This window comes from Pedobacter sp. UYEF25 (assembly GCF_054061655.1).
This window is the reverse complement of sequence record NZ_JBSSEL010000022.1, coordinates 22,373-45,016: the sequence shown is the minus strand read 5'-3', so window position 1 is coordinate 45,016 and position 22,644 is coordinate 22,373. Positions and strand designations below refer to the sequence as shown.

Annotated in this window: 23 protein-coding genes; 8 read left to right on the top strand and 15 right to left on the bottom strand. The window is 40.0% G+C overall.

Going from position 1 to position 22,644, the window contains the following annotated elements; genetic code table 11:
- The first annotated feature begins 1 nt into the window (after position 1).
- A complete protein-coding gene (locus ACVWYG_RS16755; RefSeq protein WP_457271775.1) occupies positions 2-1,351 on the top strand; it encodes a RagB/SusD family nutrient uptake outer membrane protein in 1,350 nt (449 codons plus the stop codon).
- Positions 1,352-1,851: 500 nt separating this feature from the next.
- Complete coding sequence (locus tag ACVWYG_RS16750; RefSeq protein ID WP_457271773.1) at positions 1,852-2,049, top strand: GIY-YIG nuclease family protein; 198 nt, start codon at positions 1,852-1,854, stop codon at positions 2,047-2,049.
- Positions 2,050-2,727: 678 nt separating this feature from the next.
- Here ACVWYG_RS16750 and ACVWYG_RS16745 read toward each other — a convergent pair.
- From ACVWYG_RS16745 to ACVWYG_RS16735, 3 genes are all read right to left on the bottom strand, one after another.
- Positions 2,728-4,989 carry a PAS domain S-box protein gene (locus ACVWYG_RS16745; RefSeq protein WP_457271771.1) on the bottom strand — a complete coding sequence of 754 codons (2,262 nt, stop codon included), beginning with the start codon at positions 4,987-4,989 and terminating at the stop codon, positions 2,728-2,730.
- 297 nt (positions 4,990-5,286) lie between these two features.
- Complete coding sequence (locus ACVWYG_RS16740; RefSeq protein WP_457271769.1) at positions 5,287-5,619, bottom strand: hypothetical protein; 333 nt, start codon at positions 5,617-5,619, stop codon at positions 5,287-5,289.
- 439 nt (positions 5,620-6,058) lie between these two features.
- Positions 6,059-6,640 (bottom strand): Crp/Fnr family transcriptional regulator, encoded by a 582-nt coding sequence (locus ACVWYG_RS16735; RefSeq protein ID WP_457271767.1) that lies wholly within the window; start codon positions 6,638-6,640, stop codon positions 6,059-6,061.
- 81 nt (positions 6,641-6,721) lie between these two features.
- Between ACVWYG_RS16735 and ACVWYG_RS16730 the strand changes: the two genes are divergently transcribed.
- Positions 6,722-6,976 (top strand): helix-turn-helix domain-containing protein, encoded by a 255-nt coding sequence (locus ACVWYG_RS16730; RefSeq protein ID WP_457271765.1) that lies wholly within the window; start codon positions 6,722-6,724, stop codon positions 6,974-6,976.
- 20 nt (positions 6,977-6,996) lie between these two features.
- Here the strand turns inward: ACVWYG_RS16730 and ACVWYG_RS16725 are convergent, their stop codons facing one another.
- Positions 6,997-7,368, bottom strand: coding sequence for a hypothetical protein (locus ACVWYG_RS16725; RefSeq protein WP_457271764.1), 372 nt, complete (start codon positions 7,366-7,368; stop codon positions 6,997-6,999).
- A 217-nt stretch (positions 7,369-7,585) separates the two neighbouring features.
- Here ACVWYG_RS16725 and ACVWYG_RS16720 point away from each other — a divergent pair, with 217 nt between their 5' ends.
- Positions 7,586-8,380 carry a LytTR family transcriptional regulator DNA-binding domain-containing protein gene (locus tag ACVWYG_RS16720; RefSeq protein WP_457271762.1) on the top strand — a complete coding sequence of 265 codons (795 nt, stop codon included), beginning with the start codon at positions 7,586-7,588 and terminating at the stop codon, positions 8,378-8,380.
- 468 nt (positions 8,381-8,848) lie between these two features.
- Here ACVWYG_RS16720 and ACVWYG_RS16715 read toward each other — a convergent pair whose 3' ends face one another.
- Positions 8,849-9,520 carry a response regulator gene (locus ACVWYG_RS16715; RefSeq protein ID WP_457271760.1) on the bottom strand — a complete coding sequence of 224 codons (672 nt, stop codon included), beginning with the start codon at positions 9,518-9,520 and terminating at the stop codon, positions 8,849-8,851.
- 584 nt (positions 9,521-10,104) lie between these two features.
- The gene (locus tag ACVWYG_RS16710; RefSeq protein ID WP_457271758.1) at positions 10,105-10,251 is read right to left on the bottom strand and encodes a hypothetical protein; all 147 of its coding nucleotides are present in this window, start codon (positions 10,249-10,251) and stop codon (positions 10,105-10,107) included.
- Positions 10,252-10,379: 128 nt separating this feature from the next.
- Between ACVWYG_RS16710 and ACVWYG_RS16705 the strand changes: the two genes are divergently transcribed.
- The 4 genes from ACVWYG_RS16705 (at position 10,380) to ACVWYG_RS16690 (ending at position 12,871) form a co-directional block, all read left to right on the top strand.
- On the top strand, positions 10,380-11,021 hold the full coding sequence (locus ACVWYG_RS16705; RefSeq protein WP_457271757.1) for a DUF6266 family protein: 642 nt from the start codon (positions 10,380-10,382) through the stop codon (positions 11,019-11,021).
- 55 nt (positions 11,022-11,076) lie between these two features.
- Entirely contained in the window at positions 11,077-11,427 is a 351-nt protein-coding gene (locus ACVWYG_RS16700) for a hypothetical protein (protein ID WP_457271755.1), read from the top strand.
- Positions 11,428-11,844: 417 nt separating this feature from the next.
- Complete coding sequence (locus ACVWYG_RS16695) at positions 11,845-12,393, top strand: peptidoglycan-binding protein (protein WP_457271753.1); 549 nt, start codon at positions 11,845-11,847, stop codon at positions 12,391-12,393.
- Complete coding sequence (locus ACVWYG_RS16690) at positions 12,386-12,871, top strand: hypothetical protein (protein ID WP_457271751.1); 486 nt, start codon at positions 12,386-12,388, stop codon at positions 12,869-12,871. The genes ACVWYG_RS16695 and ACVWYG_RS16690 overlap by 8 nt, the downstream gene beginning before the upstream one ends.
- An 805-nt stretch (positions 12,872-13,676) precedes the next feature.
- Here the strand turns inward: ACVWYG_RS16690 and ACVWYG_RS16685 are convergent.
- The 9 genes from ACVWYG_RS16685 to ACVWYG_RS16645 all read right to left on the bottom strand — a co-directional run bounded on the left by ACVWYG_RS16685 (position 13,677) and on the right by ACVWYG_RS16645 (position 22,388).
- Positions 13,677-14,849, bottom strand: a complete 1,173-nt coding sequence (locus ACVWYG_RS16685) for an aminotransferase class I/II-fold pyridoxal phosphate-dependent enzyme (RefSeq protein WP_457271749.1) — start codon at positions 14,847-14,849, stop codon at positions 13,677-13,679.
- Between the two features lie 111 nt (positions 14,850-14,960).
- Entirely contained in the window at positions 14,961-15,557 is a 597-nt protein-coding gene (locus ACVWYG_RS16680; protein ID WP_457271748.1) for an acetyltransferase, read from the bottom strand.
- Positions 15,557-16,159 carry a sugar transferase gene (locus ACVWYG_RS16675; protein ID WP_457271746.1) on the bottom strand — a complete coding sequence of 201 codons (603 nt, stop codon included), beginning with the start codon at positions 16,157-16,159 and terminating at the stop codon, positions 15,557-15,559. The genes ACVWYG_RS16680 and ACVWYG_RS16675 overlap by 1 nt, the downstream gene beginning before the upstream one ends.
- A 91-nt stretch (positions 16,160-16,250) precedes the next feature.
- On the bottom strand, positions 16,251-17,402 hold the full coding sequence (locus ACVWYG_RS16670) for a glycosyltransferase family 4 protein (RefSeq protein WP_457271744.1): 1,152 nt from the start codon (positions 17,400-17,402) through the stop codon (positions 16,251-16,253).
- A gap of 217 nt (positions 17,403-17,619) precedes the next feature.
- On the bottom strand, positions 17,620-18,786 hold the full coding sequence (locus ACVWYG_RS16665; RefSeq protein ID WP_457271742.1) for a right-handed parallel beta-helix repeat-containing protein: 1,167 nt from the start codon (positions 18,784-18,786) through the stop codon (positions 17,620-17,622).
- Positions 18,787-18,891: 105 nt separating this feature from the next.
- Positions 18,892-20,091 (bottom strand): glycosyltransferase, encoded by a 1,200-nt coding sequence (locus ACVWYG_RS16660; RefSeq protein ID WP_457271740.1) that lies wholly within the window; start codon positions 20,089-20,091, stop codon positions 18,892-18,894.
- A 75-nt stretch (positions 20,092-20,166) separates the two neighbouring features.
- Entirely contained in the window at positions 20,167-20,613 is a 447-nt protein-coding gene (locus ACVWYG_RS16655) for an acyltransferase (protein ID WP_457271739.1), read from the bottom strand.
- A 168-nt stretch (positions 20,614-20,781) separates the two neighbouring features.
- Positions 20,782-21,996 (bottom strand): glycosyltransferase, encoded by a 1,215-nt coding sequence (locus ACVWYG_RS16650; RefSeq protein WP_457271738.1) that lies wholly within the window; start codon positions 21,994-21,996, stop codon positions 20,782-20,784.
- On the bottom strand, positions 21,996-22,388 hold the full coding sequence (locus ACVWYG_RS16645; RefSeq protein WP_457271736.1) for a hypothetical protein: 393 nt from the start codon (positions 22,386-22,388) through the stop codon (positions 21,996-21,998). Before ACVWYG_RS16645 ends, ACVWYG_RS16650 begins: the two co-directional genes overlap by 1 nt.
- Between the last annotated feature and the right edge of the window lie 256 nt (positions 22,389-22,644).

Here is a 22,644-nt window from a genome sequence, read left to right as displayed (position 1 = left end):
GATGAAAACGACCATTTTATTACTTTGTTCAATTCTTTTATCCCTATCTTTCACAGGATGCAAAAAGTATTTGGATGTAAAACCAGATCAAAAATTAGCAACCATCAGTACCCTTGCTGATATGCAGGCTGTACTTGATGATTATGCAAAAATAAATTACAGTGATCCGTCTATGGGAGAAGCCTGCGGCGATAATTATTTCGTATCGGATGCCACTTACAATGGTTTTGATGAGTACGACCGTAACCTCTACACTTGGGCACCCAATAATATCTTTAAACCAAGGTTCAATGTGTGGAATAATGTCTATGTACAGGTGAACATAGCAAATGCCATACTAGAAGCATTAAACGATAACGCAGCTACGCTCAGTGGTGCCAGAGCTGCAGACCTCTCAGCACAGGCTTACTTTTTAAGAGGAAAGGCTTTTTACCTCGCTGCGACAACCTGGTGTATGCCCTACAATGCTGCTACAGCTGCCGGATTGCCTGGTATTCCACTAAGACTTACAGCCAATTTTAATGAGCAGTCTGTACGCAGTACACTTTTGGAAACCTATACACAGATTGTAAAAGATTTGAAGGCAAGTGCGCAGGCGCTGCCGCTAGCTGCAATCAGCCCAACTAGGGCTTCAAAAGCTGCGGCTTTTGGCATGTTAGCAAGAACCTACTTACAACTTCATGATTACAAGCAAGCCGGACTATATGCCGATAGCGCTTTACTGGTGCAGGCAACCCTTTTAGATTATAATACGCTAAACGCGGTGGGAAATTTCCCAATGCCAAAATTGAACGTAGAGGTTATTTATGAGGGGCGGGCCACTACTTCAGGTCCAGTTATACAGGCTAAAGCGCTATTGTTGCCGGAGCTATATGACCTGTACAACGATGACGACCTCAGGAAGCATTTATTTTTCAAAGCGAGTGGTAGCAACCATGTGTTTAAAGGGAGTTATGAAGCAGGACCCACTTTGTTTAACGGCATCACTACCGCAGAAATGCTGCTTACCCGAGCCGAATGCGAGGCAAAATTAGGATTTAAAGACGATGCTTTGCATCATTTAAATGCCCTGCTGGTAAACCGATATAAAGCAGGTACTTTCATTGCCCGCACCGCAGCGGATGCTGGTGAAGCCCTAACTATGATTAGGACGGAGCGCCGAAAAGAAATGGTTTTTCGTTGCATGCGTTGGTTAGACATCAGGAGGTACAATGAAGAGGGCTCAAGTATTTTATTAAGTCGTACTGTTGAGGGCGAAATTTTTACGCTACCGCCGCAGAACAAACGCTACGCCCTGCCGATTCCGGAAGATGTGATTGAGATAAGTGGAATGAAACAGAATGAACGTTGAGGAGGCGATAGAAAGTCGAACAAATCGTCACGTCGAGCGCAGCGAGCCGTCTCACAACTAGGTCTTGCAATTCGGTTTTGCATGTGAGATGTCTCCTATGGTTGACGTGACGGGCGTTTATGGTACACACAATTCCTTGGTTAATTCGTCACGTCGAGCGCAGCGAGCCGTCTCACAACTCGGTTTCACAACTAGGAAAAGCATGTGAGATGTCTCCCGTCGACGACATGACGAGCATATTGGTTAGCAATTACCTCGTTAATTCGTCACGGCGAGCGCAGCGAGCCGTCTCACAACTAGGTCTTGCAATTCGGTCTTGCATGTGAGATGTCTCCTATGGTCGACATGACGAACGGGTTATCTTATTCCCTACGTAAATCGTCACCTCGAGCGCAGCGAGCCGTCTCACAAATAGGTCTTGCAATTCGGTCCTGCATGTGAGGTGTCTCCTATGGTCGACACGACGAGCGTGTTAATAGAAAAAATTATTAGATTTAATCATGGAAAGAGGCGGCTGCATCTATTTTATGAGCAATAAGCATAGGACAACCATTTATATTGGTGTTACAGCAGATCTTGCCAGAAGAATCTTGGAGCACATTAACCATGACGATCCTAAAAGTTTTACAGCCAGATACAATTTAAACGTTTGCGTATACTATGAATCGTTTTTTAGCATCGAAGAGGCAATTAAATAGGGAAAAAGAGCTTAAGAAATGGAGACGATCTAAAAAGAACGGATTAATCGGTTCTACAAATCCAACTTGGAGCAATTAATGGGAAAGTGAGATAATTAAATGGTTGTAATTTCTAAGCATTGTCACTATAGCGCAGCGAGCCTTCTCACAACTAGGTCCGGTATGTTAGATGTCTCCTCTCGTCGACATGACGGGCGTTTTATAAGTAGTGCACTTCCCCGTAAATCGTCACGTCGAGCGAAGGGAGGGTTCCCACAATTCGGTCTTGCATGTGAGATGTGTCTCCTATGGTCGACATGACGGGCGTTTTATAAGTAGTGCACTTCCCCGTAAATCGTCACGTCGAGCGCAGCGAGAGGTCTCACAACTAGGCTTGAATTGTACTTCCCCGTAAATTGTCACGACGAGCCTTCTCAAAACTAGGTCCTGCATGTGAGATGTCTCCGGTCGTCGACATGACGAGCCTTGTGAGGTATTCCGTAAATCGTCACGTCGTGCGCAGGGAGGGGTCCCACAATTCGGTCTTGCATTGGAGATGTCTCCTGTCGTCGACATGTCGAGCGTTTTATAAGTTTTGCATTTAATGGCGCAAACTTAAAATTAGAATACCTAATAAACACCATTTACTGGCCACATACAGGTCACAAAAAGAAATTACAAAATGAAATTTGATATCATTCAGGCAAAATCCATAGCCAATTTAGACTGAGGAATGGTTTTAGTGGGAATATTGCTGCTTGCGATTATAGGTATTGTGAAAAAGAAACTACTGCCTTTACCAGTTTCGCTTTCTGCCCAGATCTGTCCTTTGTGCCTTGCTATAAAGTCAGCGCAGAGGCCAAGTCCGAGCCCCGTGCCTTTTTCCCCCTGGGTACCAAAAGTTGAAAACGAATTCTGACCAAAAAGTAAGGCAATCTTTTCTCTGGGAATGCCGATACCGCTATCCTTAACAGCAAACTTAGTTCCCAGTTCATTTGCTTTTACAGAAAGGTCAACATGGCCGAAAGGTTTGGTAAATTTTATTGCGTTGGACATTAAGTTTCGAATGATGGTTTCTAGCATTGCGCTATCGGCTTCAAGTAAAATTGGACCTAAAATGGCGATTTTAATTTTTATGTTTTTTTTGGTCGCCATCGGCAAAATCGTCTTCAAGCACCTATCGATCAATCCAGCGATATCTTTTATCGGAAGCGGATTAAAGGTCACTGCATTGAACTGAAGTTTTGCCCAATCCAGTAGATGTTCCAGAAGATTATTGGCATTGGAAAGTTCTTTCGTCATTGCTAGCAGATAGGTTTTGATATCCGTTGGATTTATAGAGTCAAATTTATCCAAAGTCATATTAAGCAATTGCAGGCTGCCACCTATCGGATTTCGCAAATCATGGCCGATGATAGACATGAGTTTATTCTTTGCCTGATTTGATTCTGTGAGTTCTAAATTCAGTGTTTTGAGCGTATTTTCTTGGAACTTTCTTGAGGTAACATCTCTCATACTCCCTTCAGTCGAAATCACATTTCCATTTTCTAAAACCAGCCTTGCATTTACAGATGCATATCGAAGTTCTTGGTTAATGGTTTTCAACCGAACTTCAAAATCTATTACAGATCCGTTGGTCAGAAGACTTTCCATAATCCGTTCCCTGTCTTGAGGGTAGAAATAAAAATCTGCTACGGGTTTTCCAATGATTTGTTCTCGCTCATAACCAGAATATTTTTTAATTGACGGCGAGATTTCTATCACCAATCCCTGCTTGTCGGTCTGGTAAAATACATCTTGAACATTTTCGAAAATTGTACGGTATTTTTTTTCACTCAAGATTAGATTATTTTCAATTTCTTTTCGCTTGGTAATATCCTCTATCTGAGAAATATAATATAGCGGTTTTCCATCATTTGCATAGAGCATGGTTGCAGCAATAATCACCCAAATTGTTTTACCGTTACTGTGGATGTAACGTTTTTCAAATTTAAGCCTTTCAATACTTCTTGAACTCAATTCGCCCAACACTGCTAAACTTTTCTCTTTATCATCTAGGTGCGTGAGCTCATGTATAGATAGGGTTTTCAATTGTTTTTCGGAATAGCCTAGAATTTCGCAGAGGCTATCATTAATCCTTCTAAACGTTCCATCAGGATTGATGAGTGCCATCCCTATTTGGGAGTGCTCAAATGCGAGTTTAAATTGTGCTTCACTTCTATCCAGCTCTTCCAGTAAAAGCGTATTTTTAGTAATGTCAAATGCAACTGAACCAATGTTTTCTTCCCCTTTTGCATCTCTGAAACGAAATTTATAAATTTTGTAGAACTGCGGATGACCCTGTGGATCTCTTGAGGTCTGCTCAAATTCGATTGCTATGCCGGACTTTAAAACTTTTTCATTTCTAACATCTGCTGTATTTGCGATATCATCCCCAAATATTGCTGCACTTTTTTTGCCGATAATTTTATCTGTCAGGTGAAGGGCATCATAAAAACATTTATTGCCGTATCTAAAAGAATGATCTATTCCCGAAATCCAACATAGCCCAGGAAAATGATCCATAAAAGGCTGAAACCGATTTCCATTGCTTATCGTTTTCACATCCTTTGTAATGTCTTCACAAGTCATCATCATACCCCCAATTCTACCATAGTCATCATTAAAATGTCTCATATCCCATTTTACATGAACCGCCGATCCATCTGCTCGTGCAAATCTATCGTAGAGGTTGCTTTGGTCTTTCCCTTGAAGGCATTCTCTATGGATCTTCTTCCATCCATCAGAAATCCCTGGCAGTGTGCCATAAAAAGATTTACCAATCAACTGCTTTCCTTGAAGTTGATAGAGATTAATCCATTGCTCAGAGACGGCGAGACAACACATATTTGTATCGAGGACGGCTATTGGTATAGATGATATGGAAATTATGTTTTCGAATCGTTTGGAAAATTTTTCCATTGCTTGGTTTGAGATATCGTTAAATGTAAAGATACACAATTGCTAGTTGGCGTTACAATTACTTTGGTAAACCTCAAAAATTGGCGCCAGTCTTGCTAATTTTCTTTATTGAATAAATGATACAATTATTGCAATTGAGTTAAGTTCATTTAGGAAAGGCAGCCTGCAAAAACAAAAAAAAGTACCTATCAAATGATACGGAATTAAGCAATTGCCGAAATAGGGAACTTCTCTATCCTGAATTTTTGAGGAGCAATGAAAACAACCCGAGGGCTAAACCTCGGGTTGTTCGTTAAGCTATTGCGCTCCCTTGGTATGAATCGCCACAGCGGTCACATCTGCATCAGTGGTAAACCCGCTCAGGTATGTATTCAACTTTGCCTGGGTGTTAATGCTTTGATCGACCTTAAGTACACAAGGCATCTGTTGTGCATCGTCACATCCTGGGCTTTCTGGATCGGTAATCAGCGTATAGTTGCTGCCGAGTCTAGAGCCCAGTTGAGTATTTTGATTGTAACGCCAATAACGGTCAGCAAACTTGCTGGTATTATTGGTAAAAGCATTAATGGCAAAGAACAAGCCCAGTGCAAAAAGTGCCACTATGCCCACTAGAAATTTACTTTTTTTCATATTAAAGACTGCTATTTTGCGTTTGAAAAAGCAGACGAAAAAGGTTGGTTAAAAAAATATAAACTTAATCTGCACTTAGGTAGCAGCCACCCAACAGAACAAATGCCTTGCACCTGTCCAGTTCCTTTAATGTAAATCAAGACTATCGAGCGGCATTGACTCTGTCAATTGGTAGCGTTTTAGGCTTCTGTCATAAACAATGAGATGACCTTCGAGCCTTAACCGCTTAATCATTCGCTCGATGGTAGAAGGATGGCATCCAAAAAGAATAGAAGTAGTACTTACCGTACCTACGCGCTGCTGACGAATGAGTTTAAGTAACCGTTGGATCCGCGCTCTGTGCTGCATTCTTGACATCCTTTGTAATTGTTTATACAAATTTTGTCGTTTACACCTGCATTAGATGTTACCAAAAGACAATAAAGAGATAGGCAGTGGCTTACCTCTTAGTTAAATGCCCTTTTAAGAATCGGGAAAAGGAGGGGGAGGTAATGCCTAAGTAAGAAGCGATGTCTTTGTGCCTTGCCATCTGACTTGCAGTGCGGTAGTATTGGCAAAAATGCGTATACTTTTCGGCGGTTGATGCGGTGCGATATAGTGTCCGTTCATAGTCGGCCTTTAAGAGCTGGCTACACAGTAGCCGTTTACTAAGCAATAGAAATTCTGTGGAATGATCTTCAAGCGCCATCCAGTCGTAATAGCTAAGTCGATAAGTCATAGTATCGGCCTCTGCAATAATGCCAACCTTGTTTTTGTGCTGATGTAAAAAACTTTGAAGTACGGTTGAGAATTCGTTTTCGACAGCAAAATCAAGGGTGTGTTCTTCTCCCTCAATGAGGTCGTAGTGTCTGAAGAATCCGGACTCTAAAAAATAAACGTATTTACAGATTTCGTTTGGCTGGAGTACGTCTGTGCCCTTAATGAAAGTAACGGGATATAACCTGCTAAACAGGAGTGCTTCGTTATCAGGGGAGAGCTGAAATTTGCTGCGCATATAGGCCGCAAGTAGAGAATTTTCCATCGGAGTGTTTGTTAACGTTAACTATTAGGGTTTAACGTAAGCCCTTAGTATACTTGCAGTTCACCTTCTTAAATTAACGTTATGAAAGATGAAACGATCGGATTGCTTCAGCAACTCGTGCACTTACAAAAGCGCTTGCTAGAGTGTGTTCAAGCAAAATGTTTGGGTACTGAAAACCAGGAATGGTTAGATGGTACCGACATAAAGCAATTGCTGCACATTAGTGACAGTACGCTTTATCGGCTTGTTAAACAACATCAAATAGAATTTAGACAAATTGGAGGAAAACGTTATTATTTACGGCAGATGTTGTCTATTCAAAAAGACCCGCAATAAATTGCGGGTCTCTACTCATCTTAATAGGCTATGTGGATCTCTAAGGTTCCAGAAGCGCTATATCCTTGTCCGGCGGTGGCCGTTAAGGTGCTCTTAGGCCAAATGATCTTTCCCTGTTCGTCGTCCTCCTCGGGAGTTTCCTTTTGGAGAGAAATCGGTAAACGGTTTTCAATGGCGAAGGCCGTTTGTTCGGCAAGCCACCTCGCAGCCTTGACCTCTATGCCGCCTATAAATATAAGTTGTGAGGGTTGCAGGGCAAAGTTGGAAATCATCCAAGCGATAAAATCCGTGCGGATCTCTGCTGCTTCTGATTCGAGTTCCAGGTCTGTTAAAACATAAAGTTGCTGTTGAAGGTCTTGAAAACCTTCATTGGTAAAGGGATAATTTTCCATTGGGCGTGAAATTAGGTGAGTATTCAATCAACGCTAAATTAATACAATGTTTAAAATTTCAACAGCAATTGCATCGTAAATTTCCGCTAAGCGATGGTCTTTTTAATTCCAAGCGGTGTCTTTACTTGCATTATTATTTGCTAAGACGCAATTTTTAGTTGTTTGTTACTCCTAAAAGCTTTATATTGAGCTGATGGTCATCTGGCTAAAAAAGTACTTGGAAACAAAAGCGCATGAGACTTACTTAACCTTTAAGCTCAAATTTCTTTTTGCGCTGGTTTCTGCCCACCTGATCATTGTCCATGGAGAAAGGCATTCTTTCAAAGAAATTTTCTCTAATCATTACTACTACATCTGTCTAGCCATTAGTACTGTAATCGCCTATGGCGTTATTGAACTCGTATTGGTAATAACCCGCCGATTAGATTTTTATTATCCATGGAGCAGAAGTTTTAAACGTCGTTTTTTGCGTCAGTTGGTTTTTGGCATCACTTTGCCCTTGTTGGCTGCGGTTTCTGCAGCGACTTTATATTTTTTCTTTCTCCACATCGCGATCTGGAAGACGGTTTATTTTAGCCGATACCTGTTGCCGATCATTGCTTTCATCGCAGTTTTAAATGGTTACCTCTTTTACCTTTGGGTGAGCCAAAATCGAAACAAAAAGATTTTAAGGGCTAGTTTTATCAGTGACTCTGCAAAGCTTAGTGCTTCCCTTTTTGAAGATGTTGCTTATATTTTCACCGCCGATAAAGCCTATTTTAGTGTTAGTTTCACAGGCGAAAAATTAAGTTGGCCGCACAGCATCTCCAAAAGCATTGTAGAACTTCCAAGCCAACATTTCATTTCCCTCCGTCAAGACATCATTGTCAATCGTCGTGCAATTGTTGAGGTTGAGATGAATAACAATGGAAAGATCACGGTTATTTTGGTCGATCCTCTACAAAAATCCATTTTGGTAAGTCAGCGAAATTTGGTCAGTTTTAAACAATGGCATCATTTTCCAGCTGGTTGATTAGGTGGTAAAAAAAGCCATATCTATATTGGCGTTAATCCGGGCCTTAAGGATTTTTAGGATCATCAAAAAAAATGTCCTGCTTTTACTCCATTAACAGATAGAGACGTTAAGCGATTTCAGGAGGAGACAAAATGCGTTTACCTTGTGGGTTGTTCGGGCCTTGTTCGGAGTTTGTTCGGTAAATTAGCCCAATCTCCGAAGGAGTGTAAGAGAAAGACAGCACAAAACAGCTTATTTTGCTAATTTATCCTTTTTTCTCTTTAAAGTAATTGATGAAATTGCGCTTTCATTTACGGAAATAAACATCCTGTTGTGGCAAGGCCCCCAGAATTGCTATTCATCTCGTTTACGGTATTTCCAGCCAAACTTCATCAATTCGGTACTCTTCAGAAATCCTTTGTTGCTTCTGCGCCTATTTTCAGTTACGCTAGAAAATATTCTGTCCGTCATTAGCGCATCCGTTTATTAAGATGTTGCCAAGTATTTTATAAAGCCGTTCCTAACGGCAAAGCCAATCAGAGAAGCCGTATTTTTTGAATCCGTCTTATCAATCAATGACTGCCTATGACCCTCAACAGTACGTTTGCTTAAATCAAGTTTGTCTGCAATTTGGACGTTTGTATATCCTTCTGAGAGCAGTTGTAGCACGTCTAACTCGCGCGTAGTTAGGCTGATATGATTAAAATTTTGATCAGCTATTGATTCTGAGGCGATGTTTTTTAGCATTTTGTCTAGAAGTTTATCCGATAGTTCGTTACATAGGTATCTTCTTCCAGATGCTATGGTTTTTATGGCAAACAACATTTCGTCTTGTGTTACATGTTTTAAGAGATATCCAAAGCAGCCTTCCGAAAATGCTTTCGAAATGCATTTTTCATTACGCAAACCGGTCAACACCATAATTTTAATTTCCGGCCACTGAGAATTAAGTGTTTTGATCAAATTAATTCCATCCATTTCAGGAGAATTTAAATCAGTCCAAACCATATCGGGAACAATCCCGTTATTTATCATTTCTATCAATTCCTTTCCAGTTGCGGCATCGCCAATAACCTGTATTCCAGTTTGAGCGTGAAGTAAGACTTTGATCCCCTCCCTTACGATTACCTGCTCGTCAGCAAGAAGTATCTTTAACATATTTAGTTGTTTAATTTTTATTTTTAAACAGCTCGTTTGAACCGTCTATTTTAAAGTGATATAGCCATGTGGAACTGAGTTTTTGCCGATTATCGCAAGCGAAAAACCCGAAAACAAGGGTGAGTTGAGGATATTTTTTCCACGTTATTGGCCCGAGAACTTTGATGATCCTCCGTAATTGCATCCAGCTTCAATTGGATTTGTTTACCAAACAGCGCGTTTTGCGTATCGACTATTTCTAACCTTTATTGTTTGATAATGTGGAATGGATCGGCGGCGAGCCGTTCTAGGTCTGATTAGCCCATATAATAACTTTTCAAATTCAGAAGCTTCCGTCATAGCTGAGCTTGATTAAAGGGAATTTGATTTAGTGAGCAATCTCTTCGAACTTTAAAATATTTCATAGGGAGTTTTTAACGTTAATTAAACCAATTGGGTGGTCTATATCCAATCCACCAATCCAAAAGGCGGTGGGGGGAGGCGGGGCCGCAAATTACTAATTATTTGTTCAGAAACCTTGTTCACTTCTTATAACTTGACTTTATTTTGTGCTTTTAGGACATGGTGCGTCCATTAAGACGATTTTATTTTTTTAAATTAAAATTATCCGCCTTCTGCCATTCCGCCTCCCAACTTCTATCGCTCTCTCCAACTTCCGCCTTCTGCCTTCCCCCTTCTATCTCTTTCCAACCTCTGACTTCTAACCCCCATTTCCAATCAATTTCAATCAAATTCGGTCAAATCAAGTCATAAGGCCCTGCTTGTCAATTAATTGCATTTTTGTTGCCTAGGTTTGTCTTGAAGCAATGGCCATCGCTTTTAACTAACAGATTTTTTTCACCATTAAAAACTAAAAATTATGGCAATTTACAAAAAAGGAATTCTTGGAGTATTTTCAGGGAAAGTCGGAACAGTTATCGGTGCGAGCTGGAAAGGCATAGACTACATGCGGAGTCTGCCTAAGGCGAGTCGGAAAACCGCATCGACCAAACAGCAGGATCAGCGACTGAAGTTCGCACTGGTCACTAATTTTTTTGGACCAGTAAAATACCTGATCACAACTGGCTATCAGACAGCAAAAGGGAACTTTACCCCAATGAACAATGCGGTTTCCTATCACCTCCGAGAAGCGGTTATAGGAGTCAGTCCGGATTTCACAATCGATTTTCCGAAAGTGGTATTTAGCAAGGGAGAATTGCTATCCCCTTGGAATGCAGTTGCAGCCGCGACGGTAGCCGGAAAAGTTGATTTCTCTTGGACGGACAACAGTACTCCTGCAATGGGTGCTGCCCTCGACAAGGCGATCGTTATTGTGTACAATCCGGAAACCAATCAATACCTATTGATGGAAAACGGTGCGACACGAGCGGATGCAGAAATTGTAGTGGATTTGCCACCCAATTTTGAAGGTGATGTTGTGCATTGCTGGATGGCATTTTTTGCTCCTGATGATTCAGCGGCATCAACAAGTGTTTATTTAGGCACAGTTGAAGTTATTTAATTTAAACCTAGGCCTGTATGGTAAAAAATACAGGCCTATTAATTAAATCCAAGTTATGGGACTTTTTACCTACAGAATGGCCATCAAAAGCTTTATGCGACATGTACGTCCAGTTATTGCCACCTACCCGGGATACCAGGCTTTTATTAGGAAAGACATCACACTTTACCTCCGCAAAAAGAAATCCAGATTAAACCGTTGCTACATATACACTTTCTTAGGTTTAACTGGTATCCAACATTTTAAGCAGGAGTTGAAAACGGGTGGTAAGGCTTTCGATTTATTGGTGCTTAAGGCGAGTAAGCCGGACTTTATAAATGTAGAAGACCTGCGGGAAAAACTTGTGCAGGTGTTTTTGGATTGCCTGGAAGCCAATATTATAAAGAACGGCTTTAAAAATTTTTAAGGAAATGTGGTTGCAATGGCAACGAGCCGGATTAAGATCCTCTTCTACGAGCCGACGACAACAACATTCGAACAAATCATTATTATTCTTCTAACAGTGAAAAACGAAAGATATGAAAACAATTGAAGTTAAACCCGACAGCCTTTTCAGCAATGGATTAAGAGTTTTAGACATAAACCCATTACTGCGCTCATTGCTTTTTCTGCTACTGCTCTATAAAAGTGTTCCATTATGGATTTATCAACTGGACCCTACGGCTGCCCTGCCCGATGCGGGAATATGGTCGTTGATTCTCTTATCCCTCCTGGTATTCTTGATATTGCTGTTACTCAGCATATATCTTTTCAATACCACGTTAAATTGGCTTGGTTTGCCACTTTTAAGCTCATTAGTTTCACAATTTAAATCCTTATCCTTATGTCAACAATACGCATTTTATTGGGCATCATTTGCTTTGCTGCTGTTAGCGGCTATCGGATGCCTCATCGCAATCTGCTAAGTGCAGAGGCAGAACAAAGAGCAAAGTTATTGCACATTGCCCGCAAGGAAATAGGGGTAAGAGAAAAAAGTGGGCGAAATGATGGGGAACACGTGGAGCGCTATTTAGCTGCTACCGGGTTAAAAAAAGGGCAACCATGGTGTGCCGCATTTATAAGCTGGGTTTTTAAAGAAGGCGGCTACGCAGCACCAAGAACCGCTTGGAGCCCGGCCTTATTCAATCTTAAGGTTAATACCAAAGAACTTGCCCCTGGTAATGTTTTCGGCATCTGGTTTCCAAATTTAAAGAGGATTGCCCATGTCGGGTTGGCAGAAAAGCGAGAAGGAGATTGGCTCATTTCCATCGAGGGAAATACCAATGTTGTAGGCAGCCGAGAAGGCGATGGAGTTTACCGGAAGCGGCGCCCGGTTAGAAACATTTATCTCCTTGCAGATTGGATAAAAGGGAAGGAGCAAGGCCATGAGTAAGTGGATCATTTGTTTTACAATTTTCTTATGGAGTTGTGGCATTCATAAAGAAAAAGCCCGTGTAAAAACGGAGTCGCTTACAGCGCTGCAGACTAAAGAACAATGGGAATGGACTAATGAGTGGATCAGCACAGCATATCAATTTAGAGACAGCAGCGGTTTAGCGGTCGTATTCATAAAAGCAGATGCACCATTTAAATGGCAGCAGGACAGTGGGCTCGCTGCTTCCGCGGGTAATTATGAAATTTATATGCGTCAAGAAGGGAAATCATTATCGGCAAAAAAACAGCTCGTTTCGCAAAATGGAAAGGCTGCTGGCAGTGAAACAAAAAAAGAAATCCGGCAGACGGTAGCGGAAACTAAAACTGTTTTCAAAACGCCATACGAATGGGAATTGGTGGTCTTCTTAGTATTGCTAGTAGCGGGAGGCCTTCTTTTCATTTGGAGAGGGTTTAGGGTGTGGGCAGGAATGAAGTGACAGGAGTAAATCGTCACGTCGAGCGCAGCGAGCCGTCTCACAACTCGGTATAAGATGTGAGATCTACGGTAAATCGTCACGTCGAGCGCAGCGAGAGGTCTCACAACTAGGTCTTGCATGTGAGTTGTTCCGTAAAATCGTCACGTCGAGCGCAGCGCAACTCGGTCTTGCATGTGAGATGTCTCCTGTTGTCGACATGACGGGCGTTGTGAGTTATTCCGTAAATCGTCACGTCGAGCGCAGCGAGAGGTCTCACAACTAGGTTGGTAATTGCACTTCCCCGTAAATCGTCACGACGAGCGCCGCGAGCCGTCTCACAACTCGGTCTTGCATGTGAGATGTCTCTTGTTGTCGACATGACGGGCGTATTATAGGCAGCGCAATTCCCCGTAAATCGTTACGACGAGCGCAGCGGGCCGTCTCACAACTAGGTTTTGCATGTGAGTTGTTCCGTAAAATCGTCACGTCGAGCGCAGCGCAACTAGGTCTTGCATGTGAGATGTCTCCTATTGTCGACATGACGGGCGTATTATAGGCAGCGCAATTCACCGTAAATCGTCATGTCGAGCGCAGCTAGCCGTCTCACAACTCGGCATCACATGTGAGATGTCTCCTGTCGTCTACATGACGGGCGTATTATAAGCAACGCAATTCCCCGTAAATCGTCACGACGAGCGCCGCGAGCCGTCTCACAAGTAGGCATAACATGTGAGATGTCTCCTGTCGTCGACATGACGGGCGTTGTGAGTTATTCCGTAAATCACCGCGTCGAGTATTCGCCTTCCAAGATTTCTTCGAAAAGAGATTAAGCGTGCAATCTACTTTTGCTCTCCGAAATCATTTCAGTATTGTGTTGATACAAATCCAAAATTACCTTCACAACCCGCGTTAAATCCTGCGTTGTTAAATTAGAACCAGAAGGCAAACACAAGCCATTTTCAAACAATCGTTCTGAAGTGCCATCGCCATAAAATAGAGAAGTCTCAAATACTGGCTGCAGGTGCATCGGTTTCCATAGCGGTCTGGATTCTATACTTTCTTTCTCTAAAGCCAAACGAATGGTTTCCCGCGTAATCCCAGTTTCTGGGCTTACGTAGATACAAGAAAGCCAACGGTTAGAGAAATATCCTATTGGCTCCTCGAGGAATTGCAATTGCTCAATCGAAGCCAGCGCGTCCTTGTAAAATTGAAAATTGCTTCTTCTATGTCCTATGTGCTTATCTAGCACTTCCATTTGCCCGCGACCGATGCCGGCGAGCACATTGCTCATTCTATAATTATAGCCGATGTGCGAGTGCTGATAATGTGGGGCCTCATCTCTGGCTTGCGTTGCCAAAAATACCGCTTTATCTGTGTCTTCTTTTTTCTTTGCTACCAAAGCACCACCTCCAGATGTGGTGATGATTTTATTTCCATTAAAAGAAAGGCAAGCCATTTCTCCAAATGTGCCGCACCTCTGTCCATTTATGTGTGAACCTAAAGCTTCTGCTGCATCTTCTAATACTGGAATTCCATACCTACGGGCTATTTCAGAAATCTCGTCCATCTTGGCAGGCATTCCATATAAATGTACAGGAATAATGGCTTTAGGTTTTTTACCTTTTTCAACCCGATCCTGTATGGCTTCTTCTAAAAAAGCTGGCGACATGTTCCAGGTATCCGCTTCAGAATCAACGAAAACAGGTGTAGCACCCAAATAGGCAATTGGGTTTGCAGAGGCTGAAAATGTTAATGTTTGACAAATCACCTCGTCTCCCGGGCCAACACCCAAAAGAATTAAAGCCAAATGCAAAGCAGCAGTGCCAGAACTTAGGGCCGCTACAGAAATCCCCTGATTTAGGTAGTTTTTGAGGCTTTCCTCAAATTCGTTCACATTAGGGCCTAAAGGAGCAACCCAATTCGTATCGAACGCTAGTTTTACATACTGCTCTTCTGTGCCTCCCATGTGTGGGGAGGAGAGCCAAATTTTATCGCTCATGTTAATCTCCATTTAATTGTCTGTTTGTCTGGGGACGATGTATAAAATTCAACTTTCAGTATTGGTCGTTTTTAAAGGTACCGACAAAATTTACCTCTCGTAATTAATCCTTCAATTCTTTAGTATTCTCCCTGGGTTGCCAACAACAGTACATCCATCCGCAACATCTTCGATCACTACCGTACCAGCGCCAATGATACACCAACTCCCAATGGAAATGCCTTGAATGACACAAGCGCCGATACCAATGTGGCTGCCTTCGCCCACAGTAACCGCACCCGCAAGGGCTGCATTGGGAGAAATATGTACATAATCAGCAATGGAACAATCATGATCTATCGAGGCATTCGTATTTACAATCACATGTTTGCCAACCACTGCATCTGCATTGATGGAAGCATTGGACATAACTACTGTTCCTACGCCAATTTTTGCGCTTTTCGCAATTACACTCGCGTAATGAATGGCAACCGAAGTTGTTTCTCTTAATTTTTCAACCAATTTTTTTCTAATCGAATTGTTGCCGATTGCCAAAAGGTATTCGTTGGAATTTTGCGCTACAAATCCATCAAAATTGCCAAGGATCTGCTGGCCTAAAAAAGTTGACAAAGCTTCATTGTCATCCCAAAGACGAATGTCTTTTATTCCATTAGAGGATAAGACATCAGCGATGACTTTAGCATGCCCGCTTGCGCCAAAAATATCCATCAATTGCCGTTAAATTTTTCCATGGTTACAGAGCTATCTGATGAAATCCCTTCTTTTACCACCACCTTTTTCACGGTCATCCACAAAATGTTCAAATCTAATAAAAAGCTCACATTTTCTACATACCAAACATCATAATTAAACTTTTGTTCCCATGCAATGGCATTTCTACCATTTACTTGGGCCCAACCTGTAATGCCCGGGTTCAACAAGTGACGTTTTTGCTGTTCAACACTATATAATGGAAGGTATTCGGGTAATAATGGCCGCGGCCCTACCAAACTCATATCACCTTTCAATACATTCAAAAGTTGTGGCAGTTCGTCTAAAGAGGTTCTACGTACAAAACTGCCAATTGGTGTAAGTCTTTCCGAATCAGGCAAGAGCAATCCATTGATGTCCTTCTCATCGTTCATTGTTTTGTACTTGACAATCTTAAAGATTTTTCCGTTTTTGCCTGGCCTCGCCTGATAAAAGAATGGCTTGCCATCATTGGCAAAATACAACCAAATGGTAACAACCAACAAAACCGGGAACAACAGCAGCAATACCAGTGCAGCAATAAGAAAATCGAGCAAAGGTTTTAAAAAATTTATGTACATGAGAGTTTAGCGCTTTCTAAAAATCATGTAAAAGTATTGATTTTTGGACGATTGTCATATAGCGCTTTGAAATGGACCAAGTTATTCGGCATTATTTTAAACTTTGATATTCCTTTAAAAGCTGTTGCCAAACTTCTTTACGCTCATAATTTTTACAAATGTGTTCACGTGCTGTTGCGCTTAACTGTCTTCCTAGCGGTGCATCTGTCAATAAATTACTCATGGCTGCAAATAATGCATCCGTGTCTTTTACAGCAACAATTAATCCGTTCTTCCCTTCTTCAACAATTTCATTGCAACCATTTATGTTTGAGACGATTGCCGATAGACCCATCGCACCTGCCTGCATCACCACATTTGGAAATCCCTCCCTATAACTAGGAAATACCAACGCATTGCTGATGGCAAAGAATGGGCGAACATCTTGTTGAAAGCCGAGGGCAATGATGTGCTTATTGCGATCTATTTCTTGTAACGTTGATTCTAGCAAGGCGTCAAGCTCAGTTTCTACAGGGCCTATAAGTAAGAGCCGAGATTCCTTTTGTATTGAATTTAATTTTGAAAAGGCCGCAACCAGTTCATTTATTCCTTTGTCTCCCACCAGGCGACCGACAAAAATGAAAACATAGGCATTGGAGGGAATAAGGTATTTTTCGCGAAGGGTGATTTTCTCACTTTCGGTGAAAAGTGTTGGATTGAAGTAAGTGGTATCAATGCCGTTGCTGCTGCCATTCCCAATGATTTTAAGTTTTTTGCCTGTGGTAAACTTTTCTGCCAAGATAAAATCGTACAGCCCTTTAGAGTTTGGATAGACTTTCGTTGCTAGGCGATAGGTAAGTTTTTCAACAAAGTTTAAAACGCTACGTTTAGCGCCCGCAGTTTCCATCAATGGCAAGCCGGCAACGGTGTGTAATCTAATAGGTACTTTAGCAAAATAACCGGCCAACATGCCCACGATGCCTGCTTTTGGAGTATGGGAATGAACAATGGCAGGTTTTTCTTTCTTAAGGAATTTATACAATTTATACGCAGCTGCTAGGTCTTTTATAGGGGTAATCTGTCTAGACATCTCCACATGGTAGGTGGGAACTCCCAAGCGATTGCCTAATTTTTTAAGTTTTTCTTCATCTGCAGAGATCGCAGTGACCTGATAATATTGTTGCATAAATTCCAGTTGCCCCTCAAGAAGCTTCTCTAAAGAAATAGGAACAGTAGTAATGCGGATGAGCTTGCGTTTATTCATTGATTAATTAACGGAATTACATTCTTCGGATTACTTTAATTATAGCGATCCAAAGTGTTTGTATATATATCTTTTATTAGTTTTTGCCAAAACTTATATGGTGGGAAAATTTATTATTTAACCAATGATGATGTTTTTTTTCACTCAAACTTTCAAGAAACTTAGGTGAAAGAATGCATTAATAACTTAGCAACCATCAATTTATTAGATAAATAAGCTATTGTATAATTATATTTTTCGCACCATTTAAATTGAACAAACTGGCCTTGTCTGTAATTATCGCTCCGCTCTTGTAAACTTTTGAGTTACTAATATTTACATTTACCACATTTTTTAGAGCAGGATAAGGTAACCAAAGTTCGCCCTTGTTATTATTTTTCCAAATAGTATTCGTTACATTAATAGTCCCTTTTGCATAGGCTAGTCCGTCCGTTCCAGCTCTCTCGAATGAGAATCCTATCCCATAGTTAGAACTATCAACGGTACAATTATTAATGTTCAAGTTTAATTGTTTTTGATTTTCACTTTTAAAAACAGCTAGGCTAACAAGAATTCCCACAGTTTGATTGTTAAAGGCTACAATACGATCCAAGGTAATATTCTTCAGTTCTGCATGGCCATTATTAGGTTCTACATCTAACCCAGCCATCGGACTAGTACCATTGGTATTAGAGCATACCGAGTTTTTTATAGTGATATCTTTGCCATCAATTAGAGATAAGCCATTTCGTCTATTATTATCTAAGTTTGCGCCGTCAATAAGTATATTGCTACTTTTTGTAATTTGATCTTGATGTTGGGGAGTTACATTATTTATGTAGATTCCATCACCCCAGCAATCAGATACAGCTGGATTAACAATTTTTATATTATAGGCAGAAATAATGCCTATTCCAAATCCCCATTCTCCTTTACTGCCTAAATGTTGCTTTCGGTCGCCAACTATATTCGCGAAGTAAACATTTACGTCATGCACATTTTTTATCTTCAAAATATTATATCCCTCCTTTTCTGATGGTCCCATAACTAATTTTGAGTCCTTTTGAAAGAGAATGGTACTATTGCTTGTAGCACTAATACCTGAAGTCAAAATTGGGAAGTTAGGCATTAATACCACCTTGTTTAGGTTGATGCCACTTTGAATTTGTGTAGTGTAATCTACACTTCCATCTTTCACAAAATTAGCAGGCAGATATTTTGTCAAGTCTACCGCGGCAGTTTTATAATTCTTTACTTCTGCAACATAAGTTGGATTAATAGTGGGGACATATGCAAGTGGCACAGTTTTATACACGAAATTTTGTCCAAAGCTGTTTAAAGATGCCATGGTTAAAAACAATAGTAGCGTAAATGACATGGTATTTAGGATGATTGTCTTTTTCATCTTTTTAAGTATTAAATTAACAATATTGTCTCTTTGATAAAGACAATCGGGAAACGGTACTGGAGAGGAAAAATTATCTTCAACTATAGCAACTTCATAAATAGTTCATTCAATTTTTGGGTTGAGAAAATCTTCAAATAGCTGCAGATATTTTCTATAGTCAAAAGTATGAGACTGATGGCAAAACTGTTTCATTTTGATGAGCTGATCTTCGCTGACGGTTAATGCTTTTTTTAAAGACTCTTTAATTTGATTTCCATCACTCATGTCCACCCAATAACCATTTTCACCGGCTATTAAATAATCTTCTACATTACTATTCTTGTTGGTCAATACCGGAATTCCACACGAGATAGATTCTACAAATTTTGTAGGAAACCCCGCTTGGGTTACAATATTTTTGTCCCTTAAAAAAATGGAGTAGTCGCATTTTTTCAATAAGTTGACTGCCTCTTGATGCGGAAGTTTACCGTGAAATTTTACTTTATCTGCCAAGGCAGAAATTCCAGTAGATAAATTTGGGAAAAACGTGACCACATCCTCTTTTGATACGCCAATCACTTGAAACCTAAAGTCGAGGCCCTCCGAACTTAATTCAATCAGCGCTTCTAAAATTAAATCTAGACGATCTTTTACGTTAGATGTATCTGAAAATGAAAAGGGAGAACCTGCGTATAATAGTTCTATTGGGACATTCCAGTTATCTAGTTGAGCATTGATCCATTTTTCATCTTTAACATCTACCAAAGGAGGCACCTTGATTGTTCTCACTCCCCGCTTTTGATAGAAATCAGTCAAGAAATCACTAATCGCAATGATCCCATCCAATTTAGGTTGAAGGGTATTCATTCTTAAGTTAATGTCTAACTTTTTGGCAAGTCTCTTAACTATGTTCCCTTGCTTAGGTGCAGCGTACCATTCTGTACAGTCTGAGATGAGTTGGATGGAATTTTTCTTACAATAGTTCAACAACCTCCAAATGGAACCAGATGGCAGATTGTAACAAATGATGGCTTTGGTATCTGGATATTTTTTGATCAGTTGAACATATCTGTTGAATTCCAACACGTAACCAAGCCAAGAGGTAAATCCCTTTGGATACTGTTGAGCAAAACTATCGAAACCAAAAACAGGTACTGGGTTTTGACTAATCTGGTCGCTGGCTCGTTCTTTGCTCAGGCCATCAAATACCACATCATAACCCAAAGCTCGAAGAAGCTTAGCATTTGCTATAACTCGTTGTGCTGCCGCATTTTTGTCTGGCAACTCAAAGCCTCCAATGTATATGATTGTTTTTTTATTCACTGTTTTATTTTCTAGTAAAAACTCAGAAGATATAATTTTTAAACCGCAAAATCATACTTTGGGCAAGAGCATATTTTATTTGTCTGCTATATAACCAAAGTAATGTTTCAAAGCATCATCTTTCTCTTTTCCCTTGAGGTGTCCTAGATGTAGCGAATTCTTCTTTATCCCTTCCAGGTAAGCTTCTGTAGATTTTATTAACTTCGCTGGTACACCCCCAATCACTGAATTATCGGGAACGTCCTTGGTTACAACTGAACCAGCTGCTATGATACAGTTATGGCCTATAGACACTCCAGGTAAAATAATACTTCTTACTCCTATATACACATTATTTCCCACATTTATAGGCGCCGTAATTTCGAGATCAGGGATTTCATCTCTATACAGTAATGTACCTCCATCGTGAGTAACAAAAAGAACTTCTCGAGTAATATGGACATTGTTGCCCAACGTAATGCACCAAGGTTCTGTTCCAAACATTCCATTTGGATCTCCGTAGATAAATACGTTACGTCCCATATTGACACCAATATATTTAGCAAATTTAACGTGATTAATCTTTGCAAAACAAATTAAAAAGAGCCTATTGAAGATTTTCTTTATCATAACTGATGTTTTTTCCTAAATCAACATTAATGAGTTGTAGGGGTAAGTATTTTGAAAGCACTTTGAATTCTCTTGGAACAGTTAGCTTGTAACATTTTGAGTTATTAATTTGAGGAGTTTCATTATTTGGCTCTTAGGATTTTTATGTTCTAAGATAAACGCGGCAGCGGTCTTGCCTTTTTTTTCGGTTTCTAAACATGGCAGTGATAATATGCTATTGATTTTATTAGCAAGTGCATCTTCTCCAATATCATCTAGGGTATAGCAATATTCGAAGTATTCGAGAGGCACACCCGGTAGTTTATACATCAACACTGGTGTGCCAGACGCTAAATATTCCATCGTTTTAGACGGGAATGAAAACTTAGTGTATTCTCCTTCGGGGGTTCTCGGGTTTACGAGTAGATCTGCATTTTTTTGCATACTTAGAATCAACTCATGACTTACTTTACCCATGTAATTTATTCTTTTATCTCTATTTGCTGCTTGTTGAATCAAGGACTTTGCAGCACCATCACCGCAAATAATCAATCTATATTCTGGATTCTGAATTGACGAAAATGCCTCTAGTAGAGTTTCGATGCCATATTTTATAGGCAAAGCGCCAGTGTAGAGTATTGTTTTGGTGTTTTTCTCAAATTCAAACTCAGGAGTAAGATGAGAAATAGAATTAAAAATACCCTCAATTACTGCAAACTTTCTATTTTGAATCCCCAATTGAAAAGCCATAGCTTCGCTCAGCAAAATAAAGCTATCGAAAAAAGCGATATTCTCGTAAATGTATCGTGTACGCTTCTCATTTATGCCTAAAATTCTATGAAAATAATTACTCCCGAAAAACTCAGGCAAGTCAGGAACAATAATAGAAATCTGTATTTTCTCAAAGATCTTCTTAGCGTTTAAGGCGATTTTCATCAGATTAACGCTTAAAGAATAGACCACAATATGTTTGTTAATGGAGCTTTTGGATCTGCACCAATTATTCACATCTCTTTCTGCGGTATTCCCAATTTGTTGCAGAAATGGAATGTTTATAAACGAGGCGCATTTTGTATCAACTACCTCTTTAAATTTAGACAAATTGTATTTTACAAGCGGTTTTTTATACCCTAACGGGAATGTACTTAAAAATGGAATAGTGACAATGGAAAGGTTTACCATATTCTGAATAAATCCATCGACAATTGCCTCTTGCAGATTTTGGGCGGCAAATTGATAACCTTTTTTACTATTTTTAAAAATGTCATCTTTGTAAATCTCGGGATACATCCCGCATAAAAAAAGTATTTCCGTCATTAATTTTGCTTGTTGGAATTGTCGTGAAATTCTATCGATTTAAAACTAAGCGCGAAAAATAGCATGGCATAAATGAACTTATAATAAATCATTACGGGCAATGCAAACTCAAAAATCATTGTAGGGATTAGAAAAAAGAGGTAGCTTTTCGAAAAGTTATTTCTAGAAAATTTATATAAACTATAAAACATCGTTATGAGCAATATTGGGCCGCCCATAGTATAATAAACAATATAACCAGAATCGCTATATGTTAAATTTTCAACGATATTAAATCCTATAAAAAACTTGTGCGAAATGTAATTCAAATTCGTGTTCAATGTTCCTGAATCGGTATATCTGCCATTAAAACCATTAGACTGACTGTTAAAGCTCTCAAAGTAGTCCTTCATTAAGCTCACATTAGTAATAACGAAAAGAAAGATAATAACAGCAAGTGAAGTAAACACAGCTTTTGCCTTTTTACTTTCGAGAGAAACGAAAATATAATAGGACATTATTATCGAAAATATAAATGAGGTGTTTGAAACCAGTAATATATTGGCGACCAAAATCAATAGTAAATATAGAAAGTAAATTCTATATTTCGTTAATCTTAACATTCGTCTATTAATCAAAAAGAAGATGAAGTAGAAATAGCTGGCGAAC

Bases quoted from the DNA above. Each gene is read 5' to 3' on its own strand.
- ACVWYG_RS16730 (WP_457271765.1), top strand. From the start codon at position 6,722: ATGAAAGATGAAACGATCGGATTGCTTCAGCAACTCGTGCACTTACAA.
- ACVWYG_RS16705 (WP_457271757.1), top strand. From the start codon at position 10,380: ATGGCAATTTACAAAAAAGGAATTCTTGGAGTATTTTCAGGGAAAGTC.
- ACVWYG_RS16740 (WP_457271769.1), bottom strand. From the start codon at position 5,619: ATGAAAAAAAGTAAATTTCTAGTGGGCATAGTGGCACTTTTTGCACTG.
- ACVWYG_RS16685 (WP_457271749.1), bottom strand. From the start codon at position 14,849: ATGAGCGATAAAATTTGGCTCTCCTCCCCACACATGGGAGGCACAGAA.
- ACVWYG_RS16715 (WP_457271760.1), bottom strand. From the start codon at position 9,520: ATGTTAAAGATACTTCTTGCTGACGAGCAGGTAATCGTAAGGGAGGGG.
- ACVWYG_RS16745 (WP_457271771.1), bottom strand. From the start codon at position 4,989: ATGGAAAAATTTTCCAAACGATTCGAAAACATAATTTCCATATCATCT.
- ACVWYG_RS16725 (WP_457271764.1), bottom strand. From the start codon at position 7,368: ATGGAAAATTATCCCTTTACCAATGAAGGTTTTCAAGACCTTCAACAG.
- ACVWYG_RS16680 (WP_457271748.1), bottom strand. From the start codon at position 15,557: ATGGATATTTTTGGCGCAAGCGGGCATGCTAAAGTCATCGCTGATGTC.
- ACVWYG_RS16665 (WP_457271742.1), bottom strand. From the start codon at position 18,786: ATGAAAAAGACAATCATCCTAAATACCATGTCATTTACGCTACTATTG.
- ACVWYG_RS16735 (WP_457271767.1), bottom strand. From the start codon at position 6,640: ATGGAAAATTCTCTACTTGCGGCCTATATGCGCAGCAAATTTCAGCTC.
- ACVWYG_RS16695 (WP_457271753.1), top strand. From the start codon at position 11,845: ATGTCAACAATACGCATTTTATTGGGCATCATTTGCTTTGCTGCTGTT.
- ACVWYG_RS16655 (WP_457271739.1), bottom strand. From the start codon at position 20,613: ATGGGACGTAACGTATTTATCTACGGAGATCCAAATGGAATGTTTGGA.
- ACVWYG_RS16645 (WP_457271736.1), bottom strand. From the start codon at position 22,388: ATGAAGGACTACTTTGAGAGCTTTAACAGTCAGTCTAATGGTTTTAAT.
- ACVWYG_RS16670 (WP_457271744.1), bottom strand. From the start codon at position 17,402: ATGAATAAACGCAAGCTCATCCGCATTACTACTGTTCCTATTTCTTTA.
- ACVWYG_RS16690 (WP_457271751.1), top strand. From the start codon at position 12,386: ATGAGTAAGTGGATCATTTGTTTTACAATTTTCTTATGGAGTTGTGGC.
- ACVWYG_RS16675 (WP_457271746.1), bottom strand. From the start codon at position 16,159: ATGTACATAAATTTTTTAAAACCTTTGCTCGATTTTCTTATTGCTGCA.
- ACVWYG_RS16755 (WP_457271775.1), top strand. From the start codon at position 2: ATGAAAACGACCATTTTATTACTTTGTTCAATTCTTTTATCCCTATCT.
- ACVWYG_RS16700 (WP_457271755.1), top strand. From the start codon at position 11,077: ATGGGACTTTTTACCTACAGAATGGCCATCAAAAGCTTTATGCGACAT.
- ACVWYG_RS16650 (WP_457271738.1), bottom strand. From the start codon at position 21,996: ATGACGGAAATACTTTTTTTATGCGGGATGTATCCCGAGATTTACAAA.
- ACVWYG_RS16750 (WP_457271773.1), top strand. From the start codon at position 1,852: ATGGAAAGAGGCGGCTGCATCTATTTTATGAGCAATAAGCATAGGACA.